At 34.7% G+C, this 17,234-nt stretch carries 17 protein-coding genes; 7 read left to right on the forward strand and 10 right to left on the reverse strand.

Annotation, left to right across the window (positions count from 1 at the left end):
- Positions 1 to 188 precede the first annotated feature (188 nt).
- Positions 189 to 1,451 (reverse strand): MgtC/SapB family protein, encoded by a 1,263-nt coding sequence (locus QSE00_RS21190; RefSeq protein WP_286107409.1) that lies wholly within the window; start codon positions 1,449 to 1,451, stop codon positions 189 to 191.
- A gap of 420 nt (positions 1,452 to 1,871) precedes the next feature.
- Between QSE00_RS21190 and QSE00_RS21195 the strand changes: the two genes are divergently transcribed.
- Together QSE00_RS21195 and QSE00_RS21200 are read left to right on the forward strand one after the other, a co-directional pair.
- Positions 1,872 to 2,429 carry a type 1 glutamine amidotransferase domain-containing protein gene (locus QSE00_RS21195; protein WP_286107410.1) on the forward strand — a complete coding sequence of 186 codons (558 nt, stop codon included), beginning with the start codon at positions 1,872 to 1,874 and terminating at the stop codon, positions 2,427 to 2,429.
- Between the two features lie 134 nt (positions 2,430 to 2,563).
- On the forward strand, positions 2,564 to 3,079 hold the full coding sequence (locus QSE00_RS21200; protein WP_286107411.1) for a pyridoxamine 5'-phosphate oxidase family protein: 516 nt from the start codon (positions 2,564 to 2,566) through the stop codon (positions 3,077 to 3,079).
- Between the two features lie 221 nt (positions 3,080 to 3,300).
- Here QSE00_RS21200 and QSE00_RS21205 read toward each other — a convergent pair whose 3' ends face one another.
- From QSE00_RS21205 to QSE00_RS21215, 3 genes are all read right to left on the reverse strand, one after another.
- Positions 3,301 to 4,317, reverse strand: coding sequence for an AI-2E family transporter (locus QSE00_RS21205; RefSeq protein WP_286107412.1), 1,017 nt, complete (start codon positions 4,315 to 4,317; stop codon positions 3,301 to 3,303).
- Positions 4,318 to 4,596: 279 nt separating this feature from the next.
- Complete coding sequence (locus QSE00_RS21210; RefSeq protein WP_286107413.1) at positions 4,597 to 5,118, reverse strand: hypothetical protein; 522 nt, start codon at positions 5,116 to 5,118, stop codon at positions 4,597 to 4,599.
- Positions 5,119 to 5,166: 48 nt separating this feature from the next.
- A complete protein-coding gene (locus QSE00_RS21215; RefSeq protein WP_286107414.1) occupies positions 5,167 to 5,598 on the reverse strand; it encodes a hypothetical protein in 432 nt (143 codons plus the stop codon).
- Positions 5,599 to 6,136: 538 nt separating this feature from the next.
- Between QSE00_RS21215 and QSE00_RS21220 the strand changes: the two genes are divergently transcribed.
- From QSE00_RS21220 to QSE00_RS21235, 4 genes are all read left to right on the forward strand, one after another.
- Entirely contained in the window at positions 6,137 to 6,436 is a 300-nt protein-coding gene (locus QSE00_RS21220) for an FAD-dependent oxidoreductase (RefSeq protein ID WP_286107415.1), read from the forward strand.
- Positions 6,437 to 6,477: 41 nt separating this feature from the next.
- On the forward strand, positions 6,478 to 7,479 hold the full coding sequence (locus tag QSE00_RS21225) for a dihydrolipoyl dehydrogenase family protein (RefSeq protein WP_353477489.1): 1,002 nt from the start codon (positions 6,478 to 6,480) through the stop codon (positions 7,477 to 7,479).
- 717 nt (positions 7,480 to 8,196) lie between these two features.
- Positions 8,197 to 8,496 (forward strand): hypothetical protein, encoded by a 300-nt coding sequence (locus QSE00_RS21230; RefSeq protein WP_286107416.1) that lies wholly within the window; start codon positions 8,197 to 8,199, stop codon positions 8,494 to 8,496.
- A gap of 249 nt (positions 8,497 to 8,745) precedes the next feature.
- Entirely contained in the window at positions 8,746 to 8,940 is a 195-nt protein-coding gene (locus QSE00_RS21235; protein ID WP_215948497.1) for a hypothetical protein, read from the forward strand.
- Between the two features lie 245 nt (positions 8,941 to 9,185).
- On the opposite strand, the gene QSE00_RS21240 is transcribed toward QSE00_RS21235, so the two are convergent.
- The 6 genes from QSE00_RS21240 to QSE00_RS21265 all read right to left on the reverse strand — a co-directional run bounded on the left by QSE00_RS21240 (position 9,186) and on the right by QSE00_RS21265 (position 15,768).
- A complete protein-coding gene (locus QSE00_RS21240; protein ID WP_286107417.1) occupies positions 9,186 to 9,350 on the reverse strand; it encodes a lmo0937 family membrane protein in 165 nt (54 codons plus the stop codon).
- Between the two features lie 89 nt (positions 9,351 to 9,439).
- The gene (locus QSE00_RS21245; protein ID WP_215948499.1) at positions 9,440 to 9,925 is read right to left on the reverse strand and encodes a YciE/YciF ferroxidase family protein; all 486 of its coding nucleotides are present in this window, start codon (positions 9,923 to 9,925) and stop codon (positions 9,440 to 9,442) included.
- Between the two features lie 219 nt (positions 9,926 to 10,144).
- Entirely contained in the window at positions 10,145 to 10,636 is a 492-nt protein-coding gene (locus tag QSE00_RS21250) for a hypothetical protein (RefSeq protein WP_286107418.1), read from the reverse strand.
- An 80-nt stretch (positions 10,637 to 10,716) separates the two neighbouring features.
- Positions 10,717 to 11,727: a DNA topoisomerase IB gene (locus tag QSE00_RS21255; protein WP_286107419.1), complete on the reverse strand. Its 1,011-nt coding sequence runs from the start codon at positions 11,725 to 11,727 to the stop codon at positions 10,717 to 10,719.
- Between the two features lie 3 nt (positions 11,728 to 11,730).
- Complete coding sequence (locus tag QSE00_RS21260; RefSeq protein WP_286107420.1) at positions 11,731 to 14,064, reverse strand: glycosyltransferase; 2,334 nt, start codon at positions 14,062 to 14,064, stop codon at positions 11,731 to 11,733.
- A 681-nt stretch (positions 14,065 to 14,745) separates the two neighbouring features.
- Complete coding sequence (locus QSE00_RS21265; protein ID WP_286107421.1) at positions 14,746 to 15,768, reverse strand: helix-turn-helix transcriptional regulator; 1,023 nt, start codon at positions 15,766 to 15,768, stop codon at positions 14,746 to 14,748.
- Between the two features lie 875 nt (positions 15,769 to 16,643).
- On the opposite strand from QSE00_RS21265, the gene QSE00_RS21270 reads away from it, so the two are divergent.
- Complete coding sequence (locus tag QSE00_RS21270) at positions 16,644 to 17,096, forward strand: response regulator (RefSeq protein ID WP_286107422.1); 453 nt, start codon at positions 16,644 to 16,646, stop codon at positions 17,094 to 17,096.
- Positions 17,097 to 17,234: the final 138 nt, after the last annotated feature.

Raw genomic sequence — 17,234 nt, forward strand, 5'->3', positions numbered from 1 at the left:
CATACGTAATTAAGATAATACCCCGTTTTTAGAGCTGGAGACTCATATTCGGGGTTTTGTTTTATCTAAAATACGAATTAATATGCTGAATATCAAGTGTTTAATCTACTTCTGAAGGTGCCTAAGTAGAAAACTAAAAATTGGACACAATGGCAATGGCATTTTTGGTATTCAACCTTAATTATTTTCTATAAATGCCATGACTCTGGCCAAACCCATATTAATATCAATCCCACCACAATCGAAATCCCAAATGAAAGAGCTATATATTTTGTTAGCCGTGCACTTCCAAGAACAGCTGCCATAATTCCCTTAAACAATAAATTGGAAAGTGTGGCCATTAAAATTAGTCTCCACCCTTTAGTCGTAGTCAAACCATCATTTTTCATTAATTGGGAAAGTGACAAAGTAATTGCATCGACATCGGTGAGTCCACTAATTATTGCAACAGCGTAAAGTGCTTGTTCACCAAACTCTTTATTCGTAAAAGCCACCGCCATTAAAATTAAGCCGTAAAGTAAGCCAAAGATTAAAGCGCTTTTAAATTGTGCAGGATTTTTTGGTTCTGGCATCTCTTCCTCTTCCCCATTTTTTTTAATCCAATAAAAAAGTAGTCCACAAAGACAGCCCATGATGATAAATTGTACTACAAGGGGAAGTATTATGCGATGTAATTTATCCGGAATAATTAACCCTGCCTCAATAAGTACTCTAACCAAAGCAATGGCGGAAGCTGTCGTAATTACAAAGGCGGCCATAATATCTATATTCTTCGAGTCCTTCGTTTTTCTTGCATAACTTACCGTAGTTGCCGTACTGCTTATTAACCCACCTAAAATTCCATTCGATATGGTACCAGTACTTTTCCCAACAAATTTGTAAATAAAATATCCCACTACACTTAGTCCTACAATTAATACTACCATCAACCATATGTTATACGGATTCAACACATCCAATGGTCCATATGTTTGGTTGGGTAAAATCGGAAGTACAATTAAGGAAATTCCAGCAAAGGTCATAATAGCATTTAGGTCTTTGTCCTTTAACTTGTCGATAAAATCATGTAATCGTTGCTTTGCGTACAACAAGATGGACATGGCACCACCGACAATTACCCCTAAGACCCTATCACCCATTACTAGATATCCACTAATGGCAAACATCAATAATGCCGCCACTTCAGTAGTCTGACCTACGTCATTGTTCCCCTCTTTCCTATTAATATTGTTGGCTGTCACCATTAAGGCAGCAATGGCTATACCGAAAACCGGTAAAATATATGGATTGTTATAATCACGGGATAATAGTCCGCTTACCGCACCCAAAATTGAGATTAAGGTGAATGTACGTACACCGGCCATTTTGGTATCGGCGTGCTGGCGCTGAAGACCTACCAATAAACCTAGACCAAAAGCAATTCCCAAAGTAGTTAAATCATCGTAATTCATATTTTAGAATATATTATTGACATCTATTATATTTTGATAGAATGATTTCTTGTTCATACTCACTTAGCCCCCTTCGTTATTTTCAATAACACCATAATGGTTTTTGTTTTGAACGTACAGGCCAACTACAGTGAAAATTAAATCGAGAATTTATTGTGGATTGATCTAATTCCATAAAAAATTAACTTGTAAGAATGTTAGTTATAGAAAGGCATAAGAAGTAGAGTCCTCGTTGGTACGCCTAGATAATAATTACAATGCTCCTAAATTGAGGCTTTACAAAAGTAATATCCATTATGATTGATACAGTTCACCATAGTCAAAAATGAACAACTCAATCTTGTCCAATTGAATTAATTTCAAACCAAGTTTTTAATAGGAATATTTATATAATATATAATTGAACAAATTTAAAATACCATGAAATTAAAAGACAAAAAAGTAGCTATACTAGCAACGGACGGATTTGAAAAGTCAGAACTCTTTAGGCCTTTGGAGGCACTAAAAATTGAAGGGGCAACCGTGCATATTGTCTCTAATAAGTTGGGGAAAATAAAAAGTTGGGACAAGACCAACTGGGGGGCTTCCATAAAGGTCGATAAAAATTTGGACGAAGTCAATGCTTCCGTTTATAATGCTTTGGTCTTACCTGGTGGTGTTTTGAATCCGGACACTCTCCGTACCGATAAGAAAGCCCTAAATTTTATACGGTCATTCTTCGAAGACAACAAGCCAGTTGGTGCTATATGTCATGCACCTTGGCTACTAATCAGTGCAGGAGTTATAGGAAATCGTCAAATAACCTCTTACAAGAGTATCAAGGATGACGTAATTAACTCGGGTGCAGATTGGGTAGATATGGAAGTCGTTGTCGATCAGGGTCTTGTAACAAGTAGAAATCCTAAAGATCTACCAGCTTTTTGCGGAAAGCTTATTGAAGAAATAATGGAAGGAAAACACGTACATCAACATGCTTAGCGATTGCACATTTCCTTTTTTTAAATGGATAATGGAATCCGTCTAACAAAGTCCGGTATAAGAGCGGAAACACATGAATTGGTAAGAATTCGTAAGACTTGATCAAATAATTAATAAATAACACTTTTGAAAAAATGAAAACAAAAAGATTTTCTTTGGATAGACACGGTTTACTAAAATTGAAAACCTTGTTGAATATGCCCAAATACGTAACAATGACCAGTGAACTTGAAAAGTTACCCTACTCTGTGTGTCCCATGACATTGCAGCATATGGACGAGCAAGGTAATCTTTGGTTTATAACTTCAAAACTGAATGCAATTTGCACAACAATTCAGTTTGACAATAGGGTCCAGATTATATATAACGATCCCAGCAGCCATAATTGCATCACTATATTTGGGACTGCAGAACCCGTCAATGATACTGATAAGATGTCAGAATTATGGATTCCACTAATGTATGCATGGTTTAAAGTAAAAGATAATTCTGAACTAATGTTAGTGCGCCTTAAAATTGAAACAGCTGATTATTGGGACAATCAAAATAACAAGTTGGTCTCATTTTTTATGAACTCTCAATCTAGATTCGATCATGGTGATAAACCAGTAATCGGATCAAATCAGCTCAATTCCTTAGAGCTTCAATGATTGGGGAACTTTTGAAGATTTAACTGTTAAAGTACCATAAATTGCCGGGTTTACCGGCATTTTTTGTTCACTTACATTCCGTATTTTACAATATGAGCCGCAATCTGGGCGATATTTACAGCCCTTAAAAGTCCTTAACAACGCCTAGGATGACATATAGGAATAGGCTACCACCCATAAGCGAGGTTCATGTAATAAAACCCAGAAATAATCGAGCTCAATTATATTATAATCTTCTTGTTCCTACCGTACTCGGCATTATATATCTTAACTATTAAAAGAAAAAGACTAATTAGTAATGGTCCAAAAATCAACCCGATGAATCCAAATAAAGGAATTCCAACAATTACTCCTGTAAGGGTAATAAGCGGATGAACATCGTCCAGTTTTTGAAGTACGTACAAGCGTATGACATTATCGGTTATACCAATAACCACAATGCCGTATAACAGAATACCCCAGGCCTGAAAGGTATCACCACTAGAAAGGGATAGAATAAAGACCGGAATAGTTCCTAAAAAATTACCGATAAAAGGAATCATTGAACCTATAGTTACTATAACGCTCCAAAAGAATGGATTTTCAATATCAAAAATAATAAATCCAAGTAGGGCAACAATTCCTTGTGCTATGGCGACCAATGGAATCCCTATGGCATTTGCTCTCACCATTTCACGAGTTTCGCTACCAATGAGGTTTAGATGGTTGTCATTTATAGGTATATATTCGAACAAGGATTGGAGTAATTTTTTACGATTGGTCAACATATAGAACAAGAAAAAATACATTATAGAAATGGCAATTACAGTGTCAAAAGTACCTCCAGCAATCCCCTGCAGATTTTTTGATACCCAACCAGATACCGCCGAAGCATCGATCTGTGAGGTTAAATCGTACCCCAAGCGATTCTCCAAATTCCCTAATTGTGTCTTAAATGCCGTTACAACTTTTTCTGAATTCTTTACTGCGCTGCCAATTTTATTTCCAAGCATAATAATGGCACCTGCTACTGGTAACAATATGGCAATAAATGATATAACCATTAACATTATTGTGGCTACGTACTTATTCCAGCCTTTGGAGACCAATATATTTAAAGGTTTGATGAGCACTACATACATCGTTATGGCTCCAAGGACACCTGAAAGATAAGGTGCCATTTCCTTGAAGATAAGACCCCCCATCAAAAGAATCAAAAAAAGTGTAAATATCTGACGAATTACTTTATGCTTTATCATGATTCGTAATTTTTAATTAGAAAGGATTTGAAAACATAGGATTTGGAAAGTAATTAATGGACTTAAGGTCATTAGTGCAAGTCCAACAGTAACCATACACAAAAATCTATATTTACTCGAGATACAATTGACCTATATCAGAATATAAATACCTTTAAAAATGGCCTGGTTATAAGAATTAGTATGCATGAAACATTGTTAAATAGGTGTTTGTGGACAATTATAAAAATAGAGCACCATAATGCAATGGTGCTCCAGTTACAGTAAATAATTGAGGTATTAGTAATTGTCGTCATAATAAATAATTCCGTCCTGATTCCGTAAATAGGTTCTATCTTCATAGCTTTTGGGATCAACTGAAATTATTATTTTACCTTCTTCCAAATAATCGACGTATTCAGCTGATTTGGAATCAGAAAGCCCAGCTTTAGTGAGAGCTCCAACAATGGCCCCCCCTGCACCACCGACTCCAGCGCCGGCAAAGGCAGCAGCCAAAGGTCCGGCTACCACTAGGCCGATGCCAGGAAGTACCAAACTAGTGCCAATAGCGGCAATTGCACCTACTATAGCTCCAGCTGCACCTCCGATAGCACTGCCTGCTCCTGCTCCTTTTAAGGCCTCGCTTCCCGTGTCCTCGTTCTCGGAATCATAATATTTGTCCTTGGTCTCTTTGGACATTAAAATAGTGATATCGTCCTTGTCATAACCCCTGTCAATCAGGCTGTCATAATAGTCGTGGGCACTTTGAGTGTTATTGAAAACTCTATCTATTCTTGTATTTGAAAATCTTTCTGTGTTCATCTTTATTTGTTTTAACGGATTAATAAAATTGATAAATGGTTTTGCTTATTATTCAGTTTTTTTGTCCTTGGACATCTCTTTATATTTTTGATATTGTTCCGGTGTAAGGACCGATTGTAGACTGCTGTCGCGACGTACCAATATAGCCTGATTGTCTATGTTGGTTTTATTTTTCCTTTGCCAATTATCTCCTTGGGTTTTGGAAGCTGATTCGTATTCCCTTATTTGAGAATCACTCATGTTTAAACTGCCATATATGTCGGAAATGTCCATATGTGAATCATACTCCTTCCTCCAGTCAGAGGGCCTAGATGCCGAATTCACATGACTGCCAGCGTCTGGCTCTTTATTTGCATAGTCCCCCTTTCTTGTGTCTTCTAACCTATTTGACGAGTCCATATTGTTTTTTTCCTTATGCCCATTACAGGCATATACGCCAATCACAAGAGCACATATAGTTAAAATTTTTAATTTTTCCATAGTTTCTACTTTTAGTGTTATTATTCTTTTACTTTGATTATTACATCAAATTGTTAGTTAAAATTAGGAACATTGGAAAAGGGGTTTTAGCCCATTTAAAGAAAAAATTAACCGGGTAGGTTGGTCATTTTACAATGTGGAAAATGTATATTATGATGGGTACTTTATTTGAAAATAATTTGTTTTTTATAAATAAATGGATTTGGTTTTGTCCTTGGCCAAGCAACCTGTGCGTTAAAATTTTGAAATTGTTCTTAATTAATAAATTGAAGATTGAACCGATATCTAATTAAATCATTGGCGAATCATCCTTATGATTAAACCACAAATTACAATGGATCAAGTCATGATTATGAAGGGAATGGTAACTTCTACAATTAATATCTCCATAAAATTTGCCTTGATAATAAGTGAATAATATCTGTCGGCTTTGGAGTTTTGCATATATACATATATGTATGTATATGCTTGACTCTTGAGCTAATTAATTATTGGAAAACATCCAAGATTGACATAGATAAAAGATAACTTTCCGACTATGAAAGAAGTAGATGTTTTTGTTATAGGTAGTGGTGGCGCAGGGCGAACAGTGGCAAAATGTTGTGTCAAGGCAGGTCTAAAGGTAGCTATCTCCGATAATCGCGAATTCGGAGGTACCTGTGCCAATAGAGGGTGTGACCCTAAAAAAGTACTATTAGGACCTACGGAAGTATGTGAAATGGCTTCCAATTTATTAGGTAAGGGTATATCTCGACCACCTGAATTAAACTGGCTTGACCTCAACGTTTTAAACTTGAATTCACAAAAAATGTCCCACAATCCACAGAAAAGGATTTAGGGGAGTTAGGAATCCAACTCTTCCATGAATCTCCAAGATTTATCAGTAGTGACACTCTTGAGGTAGAAAATTCAAAAATTAAAGCGGGAAAAATTGTCATTGCTACCGGATATGTACCACGCCTACTTAATGTCAAAGGTGCCGAATTCTTGAATATTAGCGATGATTTTCTGAACTTGAATAATTTACCAGAAGAAATAGTATTTATCGGTGGAGGATATATAGGTATGGAATTCTCCCATATGGCGGCGAGAGCTGGTAGTAAAGTAACTATTATTGAACACGGGTCAAGGATATTATCCTCTTTTGATAAAGATATGACAAGTTATTTAACCAATGTTACTCAAGATTTAGGGATCAGGATTGTTCTTAATGCCGAGGTAATAAAAATTGAAAATGTGAGTAACGCTTATAACGTTGAATTTAAACAGTCTGACAAAGTAAATATCATAAATACTTCCATGGTCTTTAATACAACGGGAAGGGAACCCTCAATCGCAATGTTGAACTTAGAAAAAGCAAATGTAAACTTTTCTGAACAAGGTATTGTTGTCAATGAGTTCCTACAGAATACTTCAAATCCTAGGGTTTATGCCTGTGGCGATGTATCGGAACATGGCTTGCCTCTTACACCTATATCTGCCATCCAAGGTGAAGTTGTAGCACATAATATTCTTAATGGTAATAGTAAAAAAGTAAATACCCCTGTTGTACCTTCTGCCGTTTTTACATTGCCAAATTTGGCATCTGTTGGAATGTCTGAAGAAGAGGCCAAACGTAAATATAATAATGTTAGTGTCAGTTATAACTCTGGTCAAGATTGGTTTAGCGCCAAACGAATAAATTCTCCAGCTTATACCTTTAAAGTAATTTGGAATAATAGTACAAAATTAATTTTAGGGGCCCATCTCTTGGGATCAAATGCAGCAGAAACTATCAACATTTTTGCAATGGCTATCAATCATGATATTACTATTGATAAATTAAAAAATACCATTTTCACCTATCCAACCTGGACAAATGATATCAAAAGTATGATATAGTTATGGACAAGGTAATGTACAACTCTTGATCCGATATGGCAATTCAACAATTCTCAAGGCCTTAAGTATCTATCCAATTCCACAATTGTATTACATGTTTATACTCTTGATGTTGATGTTAGAAGGTTTAACTATTATTTGGATCTGAATATTGGATCACAATTAGATTAAAAAGTCCGTATAAAATAGTTGTTCTTGAACATTCACTGTTAAAGGATATCCAAGTTTTAATCAATTTTAAGTCATCAAATATTCAGCTATAATTCCATGTGCAATTACCTTAGATAATTAGACAATTGTATCTGCCACTTTTGATTTATAGGAATTGTTGCAAGCGCAGCTTATAGGGCTAAAATCCTATTTTTTCGATTTCATGTCTATTATTGTCGGCAACCTAAGGTCCTGATTCTAACTTGCATTCATTGGTACCAAACGAGGAATTGATATTTAACTACGCAAATACCCATATATTATTTGAAAATATACTAAAATAAACGATCTCTATTGTATTGTACTACTGATTTCTAATGTATTATACTTTTGTGTAAAATTGTGAAGTTATGATACTACATCATAATTCTTTACACAGCTTTATACAATTTAAAATACACTTAAATACATAAATCTTTAATTATTAGTTAGTTATGAAATATTTCGAAATGGTATGATCTTTTCATTGGTTATGGTAATTAAATTAATAATCTAAATATTTATATCATGAAAAAGTTAATAGTAATGACAGTGTTTTCAATTGTAGGGTTTACTACTTACGCCCAAAATAAAGAACAGACGCAACAAGAAGTTGCCGTAGAACAGACTCAGGACGATTTTAAAAAAATCGATCAATCTGACCTACCGGCAGCAATTTCGGACGCGATTAAGAGAGATTATCCGAATTCCACCATTGGTGACGCTTATGTAAATAAAAGTGAACAATACAAGGTAGAAGTAACCTTGGAAAACGGTACTTCAGGTGCTTTGTACTTCGATAAGGATGGGAATTCAATTGATATGTAACCAAGTAATATCTTAGCAAGTCCAGCATCAAGAAAAGGGTCTCAATCCATTCGGAATTAAGACCCTTTTTAATTTCCTCATTTTACTTAGGGCCGGATAATGATATGAACCCTTACGTCTAGATTGGTCAAATCAATATTTGTTATTGGGACAATTATATTTTTTATAAGAGTAACGTCCCAGTTCATTTTGAGATAATTTGATCGAAAATTAATATATAAATATTAAGTGCAATTAATCTAAAAACGTATGAAAGATAAAAAAGAAAATGATCAGGATACTAAATTTGTCAAAGAAGAAAAAGAACCTACAAGGAACTATATCTTTCAAAAGAACGGTATAACCAAAACCGGATTTATTATAATAGTATTTTTTTTGATTCTATTAATTCTGGGTATTTACCTTTCAGGAGTGTTTTTTGAAAAAACTAGTATAAATCCCTAAAAGTGTGTCTTCCTAAGTTATCTTATGCTAGTAGGCATTCCTGGGATCTGGAAGAATTAGAGAATAAATTATTATTCTCTAATTATTAGACATCTGTCTTCCCGAATGTATTTTTATATGAATGGGTTCCGATTGATAGGTATTTTTGCCGATGTGCGTAAAGTTCCAAGAATCACCCCAGAGAGAAATGATTTTAATTGGAGCGATAATGCCATGGCCGCATAATTTGCTTTTATAAGTGGAAGTTATTTTGGAGTTTTTGACCGTCCCTTGAACCAGTTGAAAATTAATAAAATTATCGCAAGAATTAGAAGTAGATGTACCAACCCTCCCATAATTTTAAATACAATAAAACCCAATAACCAACCTATAATTAGAAGAGCTACTAATGCCCAAATAATATTTTTCATAATCTATAATGTAAATGATTAATGTCCATTTGATAAAAAAAAGGCGTCTCAAATTAACCAGAGACGCCTAAATAATTTAATGCCAGATATTACGCCATTGCTTCTTTATTAAGACGCCCTTCTGCCAATTTATCCAATTTATTGTCAGCGTTATACTCCTCGTCCAAAGTTTTTTGGAGCTCTTTGGCGATATCGGCATGTCCCAATTCCTTAGCGTAGCGGACAGCGGTCCCATATCCTGATATCTCATAATGCTCAACTCGTTGAGCTTCAGCAATAAGGCCTGCATCCATTATTTTATCGTTATCGGCCTCATCTATAAAGGCTTCCGCTTCCTTGATCAAACCTTCCATGGCTTTACATTTTTCTCCTGATGGATCAATGTCCAGTTGATCACAAATGTCCTCCAACCTTTTTTTTTGATTTTTTGTTTCCTCCAAATGACTGGCAAAAGCTTCTTTTAACTTGCTGTTATTGGCATTTTTTTCCATTTTGGGCAATGCCTTTATCAATTGTTTTTCAGCACTGTACAAATCCTGTAATTGATGCTCGAATAAATCCTCCAAATTTTTCATAGTGTGTGATATTTTTAAATTATAAGTATAATGTTTTAAATTATAAATGTTGAATGAAGATAATAGACATATACAGACTTTATTATCCCGATTGAAGGCATTATTAACTTAAAAAAAAGGTTACTGTAAATTCTTCTGCCCAGTTTTTTTATGGGATAACGATCTAAATTTTTCTAGGGTCAGTTATGTTGAAATTGTGAGGGAGGTGTAGGAAGAAAATCACAATTGGTTCATGATTTGAAAGATGGAAAGTACGACAACAGTAAAGATTACATGAGCGATCAATAGTTGCCCAAAAAAATTCTTAAATTCTAAATTTGGCGTTTCTGTTTTTTTAAAGAAAAATATATACCAACACATCCCCCCAAAGGCACCCAGTCCTAACCCTATCGGAATTCCAATTATTATATATCGTTCAAATTCCGTGAGTAGGTAAAGGGCCCTAAGACCGGCAGCAAAAATGAACCCTATAGCATAATGAATATACCAACCCAAATAGTGATAGGTTCTACCCCTTCTATTGAGCAATTTGTTGATCAGTTCAGCTTCATTAAAATTTTGCCCCATTACTTTTCCAAGTATTTGGCTGAATATGGTCATGAAGGAGGTGCCCAATAATCCGGCAACAACAATTATTGATAATTCCATGGCATTATTGTCTAATATATTAGTGATCAAAGGTAACATCACCAAATATCCAGTTGTGATCATAGTTCTTGAAGCTATTGTTTTTTTGAAGATCCAACATCCTCAACTAAATTTTGGTAGTAATGCACAATGATACATTAGCATTAATATTCTTTAGAGCTTTTTTCAATCACCTTTCTAGCTAATTTTTCACTAGGCGTAAGTCCATATTTATTCTTGGATTTCCGATATGGATTGGGATTCGGTAAACTTTTTTCATCGATAGCATTAAAAATGGCGGGGTGTACATAATAATTCCTACATACTGATGGTGTATTTCCCAATTCAGAAGCAACCATTTTTATAATTATATTACTGAATTTTTTGCGACCTCCGATTTTATTATCCAACAGTGCAATTGGGTAGAATTCAACAGCCAAACGGTTGGCGGCCCAAGTTCTAAAGTCTTTACTGGTATAACCAGGTCCCATATAGTCAGCTATATAACAATTGACATCTTCACTATCAACATCGTGAAATACTCCATGTCTGTCTTTATATCTAAATATCTCGTATCCAGGTAAACTGGCTGCCTTTGTTATAAATGGAATCAATTCTTCATTGTCTATATAGACCTGTTGTTCCTGATTACTTTTTCCTTTGAAGGATAAAACAAGCTCATCATCATCTATTGAAAGGTGTTTTCTACGTAGCGTGGTCAATCCATAAGAATCATTCTGTTTTTTATATTCTTTATTACCGATCCGAATGCCGTACTCATCCAAAATCAAAACAACTAATGCAAGCAATTTACTTTTGCCCCATTCCTTAATATTTAAATCTCTATGAGCCTGTTTGCGGATTTTGGGAAGTACTTTGGAGAAATCCAGCATTTTGCGGAATTTTTCCTCTTGACGCTTTTTTTCGTAGACCGAATGATAAATATATTGTTTACGACCTTTTGAATCCCGGCCCGTTGCTTGAATGTGACCGTCATCAAAACGGCAGGCGTATACCTCATTCCACATGGGAGGAATGACCAATTTTCTCAAACGTGTCAAGGTTTTTTTATCAGTAATTCTTTCACCATTTTCATTATAAAAGCAATACCCCTTGCCTCGTCTAATTCGTGAAATACACATTGCTGTATCATCGATTTCCCTAACTTTCTTCATGGCTCAAAGATTTTCCCTAAAGCACATTCTAGCCAATAAGTAACTTAAGGTCGATTCCGCCCCTTGGTTAAGATTAACATTATAAAGTTCCAAACCATCATAACAACCACCTGTACATGGATTGTAGATTGTTTGGTTCAATGGATTATTGCCTAAAAACCATTCAAAAGCCCGAACTTTGAGGGCTCCATACCCTTTATCTGGAATTTCAAAATCGAATAGATCCAAAGCCAGAATAGTATAGGCAACATCAATGGGCTGCTCACCTCCTTGAAATTCCGGATTGAATGTATCACCTCTTTTAAACCAATTCTTATTGGAGATGACCCGTACCATGTCATTAATGAAAATTTTGTCAAGTAAAAAGTCAAAAGTGGTCACGGCTACCTCCCTATAAACTGTTTTTCCAGTTATAATATATGCCAACATTAAAGCATTTGGAATCACAGCATTTCCATATGTAAAAGAACTTTCAAACCAATGCCAGTTGTCTTGTATAGTGTTCAAATAAAGTCTCACCAAGCGATCCGCCATTGACTTTATCAAAGATTCCACTTTAATAATTCCATGTTCCAAGGCGTAATAACTTAACCCTTTTATGGAAAATGCCATCGCACGTGGTGATCTCAAACTCCAAAGATTATCTAGCGCTTCTGAAAGTAGAAATTCAGCCCTATCATTTAGATAGGCGTAATTGGATGGAAACTTTGAGGATATTGAAAGAAGATAACCTAGCGCCCATATCGCTCTACCATTGGCATCCTCTAGATTTACATCTCCATTTTGGGATGTGAAATGGCAATATTCATCAACATAGTTTAAAAATTTTCCATCAGGTCGAAAACAGCCATCCAAAAAAGCTAGATACTTTTTTATATATTCCAGATCCATAGGATCTTCAGTAAGTTGGTAATGCTTGCAAAAAACTATCATGGCACGCGCATTATCGTCTAAAGTGTAACCCCATTCCAATGCCGGCACATCAATTTTACAGAACTGAACTATGCCCACGTTTGTTGTCATTTTCTTGATATGTTTTAAATTTAGAGCTGGAAAACTATACTCAAGGTGAACCATTCCCCTTCCTACCCGCTCAAAAATTCTGGCGTGCGCAATGGCGGCATTTTCCCAGGCACTACCGGAGGTCGTATGTAGGCCGTTTAAACTCATATTTGCCAAAGTTTGAGGGTTTTTGAGAAGTCTTATAACGGTTTGTTGCAATCGGCTGGAATCCGAAAAATCAAATACTACACCAGCTTGATTTTCCAGTACCTCTAGAGCATGTGGTATAGGTGTGGACACTATTGGACATCCACAGCTTAAGGCGTACGCGAAAGTACCGCTAACCGCTTGATTGGGGTCTTTTGAAGTGAATAGATAAATATCGGTAAGCTGAAGATATTGGAGAAGTTGTGGAGTGGGAAGAAAATCGTTTATAAATCTGACGTTATCCTGCAAGCTCAGCCTGTCGACCAATTGTTGCAGAAATAAACGATAATCCTCCCCAAAATCTTTAACTAACGATGGATGTGTTTTGCCAATTATTAAAAACATAACCTCTGGAAACTTTTTGACTATGCCCGGTAGTGCATTCAAAGTTGTTTCAATATTCTTATTTGGCCCTAGCAATCCGAAAGTTGAAAGTACCTTTTTACCGGATAATTCATATTTATGTTTTAATTCATCCTTATCTCCATTTGAAATTAAATGCGTACCATGGGGAATAACAACTATTTTATTCCTCTGCACTGCATAATCCCTTTCGAGGATATCCGCAGACGCCTTGGTCATTACTATGATTTCTTGGCAGCCTCTAGCTAAACTTTGCACTTGTTTTCTTAAATCACTATTGGGATTGGGAAGGACAGTGTGGAAAGTAATTACTACAGGTTTCTTAAGTGAATCAATTAGTTTTAAAAAGGCGGATTCGTTATTTTTAAATAAACCGAATTCGTGTTGGATTAAGATCAATGCTATATCCTTATTGCTATTTATGCTTTGGGAAACTTTTAAAAAGTCCATTTCATAATCGGTGTTTAATACACCACCAATCTTACACGGGTATTTATGGCTATCGGTTTGAGTCTCCAATGGAAAAATTATCAATTTCATTTTGCCTCCGAATCGCTCTTCAATGGAAAGTTGGAGATCCTTGGAAAATGTAGCTATACCGCACTCCCTAGGGGGATAGGTGGATATACATGCAATTTTTGTCATTTTTTTACTGTCTTGACTGTAAGTCCTTTGCGATTCATTGAAATATAAATGACCAAGGGTTTTCGAAATTATTTTTTTTTGTGAGTCTTTGCGGCTCCAACTATTAATGTCATTTTTCATAGTATTTTAATTTAATCCAACTAGGATATAATATATATTGTTCTTTGTGGATTTTTAGTTAGTGAAGCTCGAAGCAAAACAATTCATAATCAACAGCCTAAATCGGATTAAGCTTTAAACAACAACCACAAGAATCCAGGACAATTTACTATCAGAATCATTCTGTAAATGTTGCAATAAGGATTAAATTTATCGCAATCCAACTATTTTTTCTGATTTGCCCATCGTACTGTTATTGCTTCTCGTTGAATTGTCATAAGCCCTATTGGAGAGTCATTAGGAATTCCTTCAAAGTATAAAGATTGCAGTAACAAAAAACTGTGTTTTAATATGGTAGAGATTGTCAAATTTGAGTAATCCGTTGAAGTGACAGGAGGAACAAAATGACGGATTATGCTTCTCAATTCCAAAAAGGAACAAGTCTAAATTACCATTCTAATGAAATTCCTAAAATATTGGTATCGATCAAGTCAATAAACGAAGAGCACAAAGAATAATTTTTTAGTAGAATACCTCTTATAAATTCATATTCGAACTTTTGGATAGAATTGAGGCAATAATCAACCTTGCCCAATCAACAATGAATTTACTGGTAGCATAATACCATGGTTAAGGTTTTTGAATTTAAGTTTTCTGTAATTTATTAAAGTGTAATTTTTATTTAAATAATTAAAAGTTAGGTTATTGGGCTTGTTTTCTGAACTGATTGCAATATTCCTTTGGGGAAATACCATATTTGGCTTTGAAAAGTTTGGAAAAGTAACTTCTCGAGCTGATTCCAATTTTATAGGTGATCTCTGTTATATTTAATTCAGTGGTCTCCAATAGCTCTTTAGCCTTCTCTAACCTATAGTTCTGTATATATTCATTTACTGATGTTTTGTACAAGAATTTAAAGCCCTGTTGTAATTTATTTTGATTTACCCCCACTCTTTTCGCCAAGTCCACAATATTATCCATACTATCCAGTTCAGACTTGATTATTTTGGACGCCATTTCTATTTTTTCAATAGTTGCCTTACGAAGGATCTTATGCATTCCTGAACCGTTTAAGTCGTCCAAATATTGTTGAAACAAATGCGTCAAAATTTCGTAGACCTTTCCTTCCTGATAGACTGTTTTCAAAAAATCGGCAAGATTACATTCAGAATATTCTTCTAAAAACCGGGATATATCCAAACTGTAAAAGTCTTTGTGATAGAAAATTTGTGTGCCATTCACGTCCCTGAATAACTTCATCAGGTCCTCATTCATATCCATTAAAAAGCCACTGATCTTTTCTTCGAATAATTTCCGATTGATCTCAATACTAAAAAGGCTAATGGGTTGGTCTGGAGGAAAAATAAAAACATGATTATTTAGTGGTGTACTGGAAAGTATCACATTTTCCAAACGATTTATTTCATGGGATTCTTCACATTGATCGAAATTGTGATGAAAAGAAGACTCCCGATTAAATAATAATTTCAAAGGATGTACTTCCCCTTTCGTATATTCCAAAATCAATTTTTTTTCCAAAATGAAGTTGAATTCTAATACTCCTAGACCATGGTCAAAATAGATTCCTTTGATGTGGCCCTTACCTAATTCGATTGGGAGCTCAACACTAAATTCACCGTCATTTTTATTTAAGTCTGTTTTAAAACTTTTGGATAAATCTTGCATTATTTGTTGAATGGCAACATCACGCACCTGTATTTTCATCTTTTATTGAGTATATCTATTTCCGTTACCAAGAACATTAAGGTTCATCCTAGTGAAGCTAGGTTAAATTTAAAAATTGAAATAAGGCAATTTATTCGCATTTGCCAAATAAAATTGCCTAGATATTAAAAACATGCCCAGCGATAATTATTGCTTATTATAATACTAGGTATGTAATATGTTGCTTAAATATAGAACTTTATTATGATTTTAAATTCATGCAGTTAATGTGTTCTTTTAGAAAAATTGGCGTTTATAAAATTAGTCCTTTTGATTTTTAAGTGTGCTTCTAATATAATAATTATAAACACCAGTCCTTTGCCCTATTGTTTAATCGATAATTTTATCGGGTGTCCCACTCCAAGAGCTTAATAGCTGAAATGCAACTAGTCAAATAAAAAAAATAAAAAGTTCAATAATGATAAAAAAAAAACTTAATATGTTAAAATGGATGGTAATTTTCATTTATCATTGTGCCACCATTCCAGCTATATTATCAAAATGGATCTTACTTAGAGATGAAGAATTTTTTATTTTAAAGTTCGAATACGTCGTGAGAATTATTGCGCTATATTAGTGGTTCGTGCGCTTTGTACAATAAGCGAATGGGGAATTTAAAAGCCGTTAATTTATGATCTCATGTAGGGTTTTTAATTTTATTAATAAATATTTTGAGTCCTATGAATGTTTGAACTTCTTGTTTGGAAAATAGAAAGATACTTGATTTAAATTTTAATTTTTTTTTAAATAAGACGTTTACGGGCAGAATGACGGTAGCTAGGAATTTCATTGTACATATTCCAGAAGTTTATGTATTCAACCCTATATGGAAAAAATAAATAATATATAGTGAGAAATATATGAGTACAATTCGAATGAGTACAATTAATAAAATTCTAAATATAGCATTGGCCGATGATGATGAAGATGATAGAATTCTTTTTAAGGAAGCTATTGATGAAATTAAAATAAAGACCAAATTGTCCTTGTATAATAATGGGCAGGAATTGATGGATTATTTGAACCTTCCCAAAATCGTCTTGCCCGACCTGATTTTTCTAGATCTAAATATGCCTCTTAAGAACGGCATGCAATGCCTTAAGGAAATACGTACCAACCCGTCCTTGAACGATATTACCATAGCAATCTATTCTACGTCTTCTTCTGAAAAGGATATTGAAGAGACTTTTGTTAATGGAGCAAATATATATCTAAATAAGCCGAGTAACTTTTGCAACCTTCGTGAATCTATTGAAAAGATTTTGAAAATGAATTGGCAGTACCATACATCGCATTTAGATCGCAATAGTTTTTTATTTCATTTATGAAAATTTAATTGGCCAGCTAAATTGCCATATACTCAAGTACCGCAAATAGAACGGGCAACTTTCATAGCTTAGGTCGTTCTGCGAGAAATGACAACTGGGGTATCCGACAACTATAACGGACATCAATACTTCGCCTAT

It is taken from the genome of Arenibacter flavimaris (assembly GCF_030291335.1).
In the GTDB taxonomy this organism is placed as follows: domain Bacteria; phylum Bacteroidota; class Bacteroidia; order Flavobacteriales; family Flavobacteriaceae; genus Arenibacter.

Coding starts and splice junctions, on each gene's coding strand:
- QSE00_RS21190 (WP_286107409.1), bottom strand. CDS start 1,451: ATGAATTACGATGATTTAACTACTTTGGGAATTGCTTTTGGTCTAGGT.
- QSE00_RS21195 (WP_286107410.1), top strand. CDS start 1,872: ATGAAATTAAAAGACAAAAAAGTAGCTATACTAGCAACGGACGGATTT.
- QSE00_RS21200 (WP_286107411.1), top strand. CDS start 2,564: ATGAAAACAAAAAGATTTTCTTTGGATAGACACGGTTTACTAAAATTG.
- QSE00_RS21205 (WP_286107412.1), bottom strand. CDS start 4,317: ATGATAAAGCATAAAGTAATTCGTCAGATATTTACACTTTTTTTGATT.
- QSE00_RS21210 (WP_286107413.1), bottom strand. CDS start 5,118: ATGAACACAGAAAGATTTTCAAATACAAGAATAGATAGAGTTTTCAAT.
- QSE00_RS21215 (WP_286107414.1), bottom strand. CDS start 5,598: ATGGAAAAATTAAAAATTTTAACTATATGTGCTCTTGTGATTGGCGTA.
- QSE00_RS21220 (WP_286107415.1), top strand. CDS start 6,137: ATGAAAGAAGTAGATGTTTTTGTTATAGGTAGTGGTGGCGCAGGGCGA.
- QSE00_RS21230 (WP_286107416.1), top strand. CDS start 8,197: ATGAAAAAGTTAATAGTAATGACAGTGTTTTCAATTGTAGGGTTTACT.
- QSE00_RS21235 (WP_215948497.1), top strand. CDS start 8,746: ATGAAAGATAAAAAAGAAAATGATCAGGATACTAAATTTGTCAAAGAA.
- QSE00_RS21240 (WP_286107417.1), bottom strand. CDS start 9,350: ATGAAAAATATTATTTGGGCATTAGTAGCTCTTCTAATTATAGGTTGG.
- QSE00_RS21245 (WP_215948499.1), bottom strand. CDS start 9,925: ATGAAAAATTTGGAGGATTTATTCGAGCATCAATTACAGGATTTGTAC.
- QSE00_RS21250 (WP_286107418.1), bottom strand. CDS start 10,636: ATGATCACAACTGGATATTTGGTGATGTTACCTTTGATCACTAATATA.
- QSE00_RS21255 (WP_286107419.1), bottom strand. CDS start 11,727: ATGAAGAAAGTTAGGGAAATCGATGATACAGCAATGTGTATTTCACGA.
- QSE00_RS21260 (WP_286107420.1), bottom strand. CDS start 14,064: ATGAAAAATGACATTAATAGTTGGAGCCGCAAAGACTCACAAAAAAAA.
- QSE00_RS21265 (WP_286107421.1), bottom strand. CDS start 15,768: ATGAAAATACAGGTGCGTGATGTTGCCATTCAACAAATAATGCAAGAT.
- QSE00_RS21270 (WP_286107422.1), top strand. CDS start 16,644: ATGAGTACAATTAATAAAATTCTAAATATAGCATTGGCCGATGATGAT.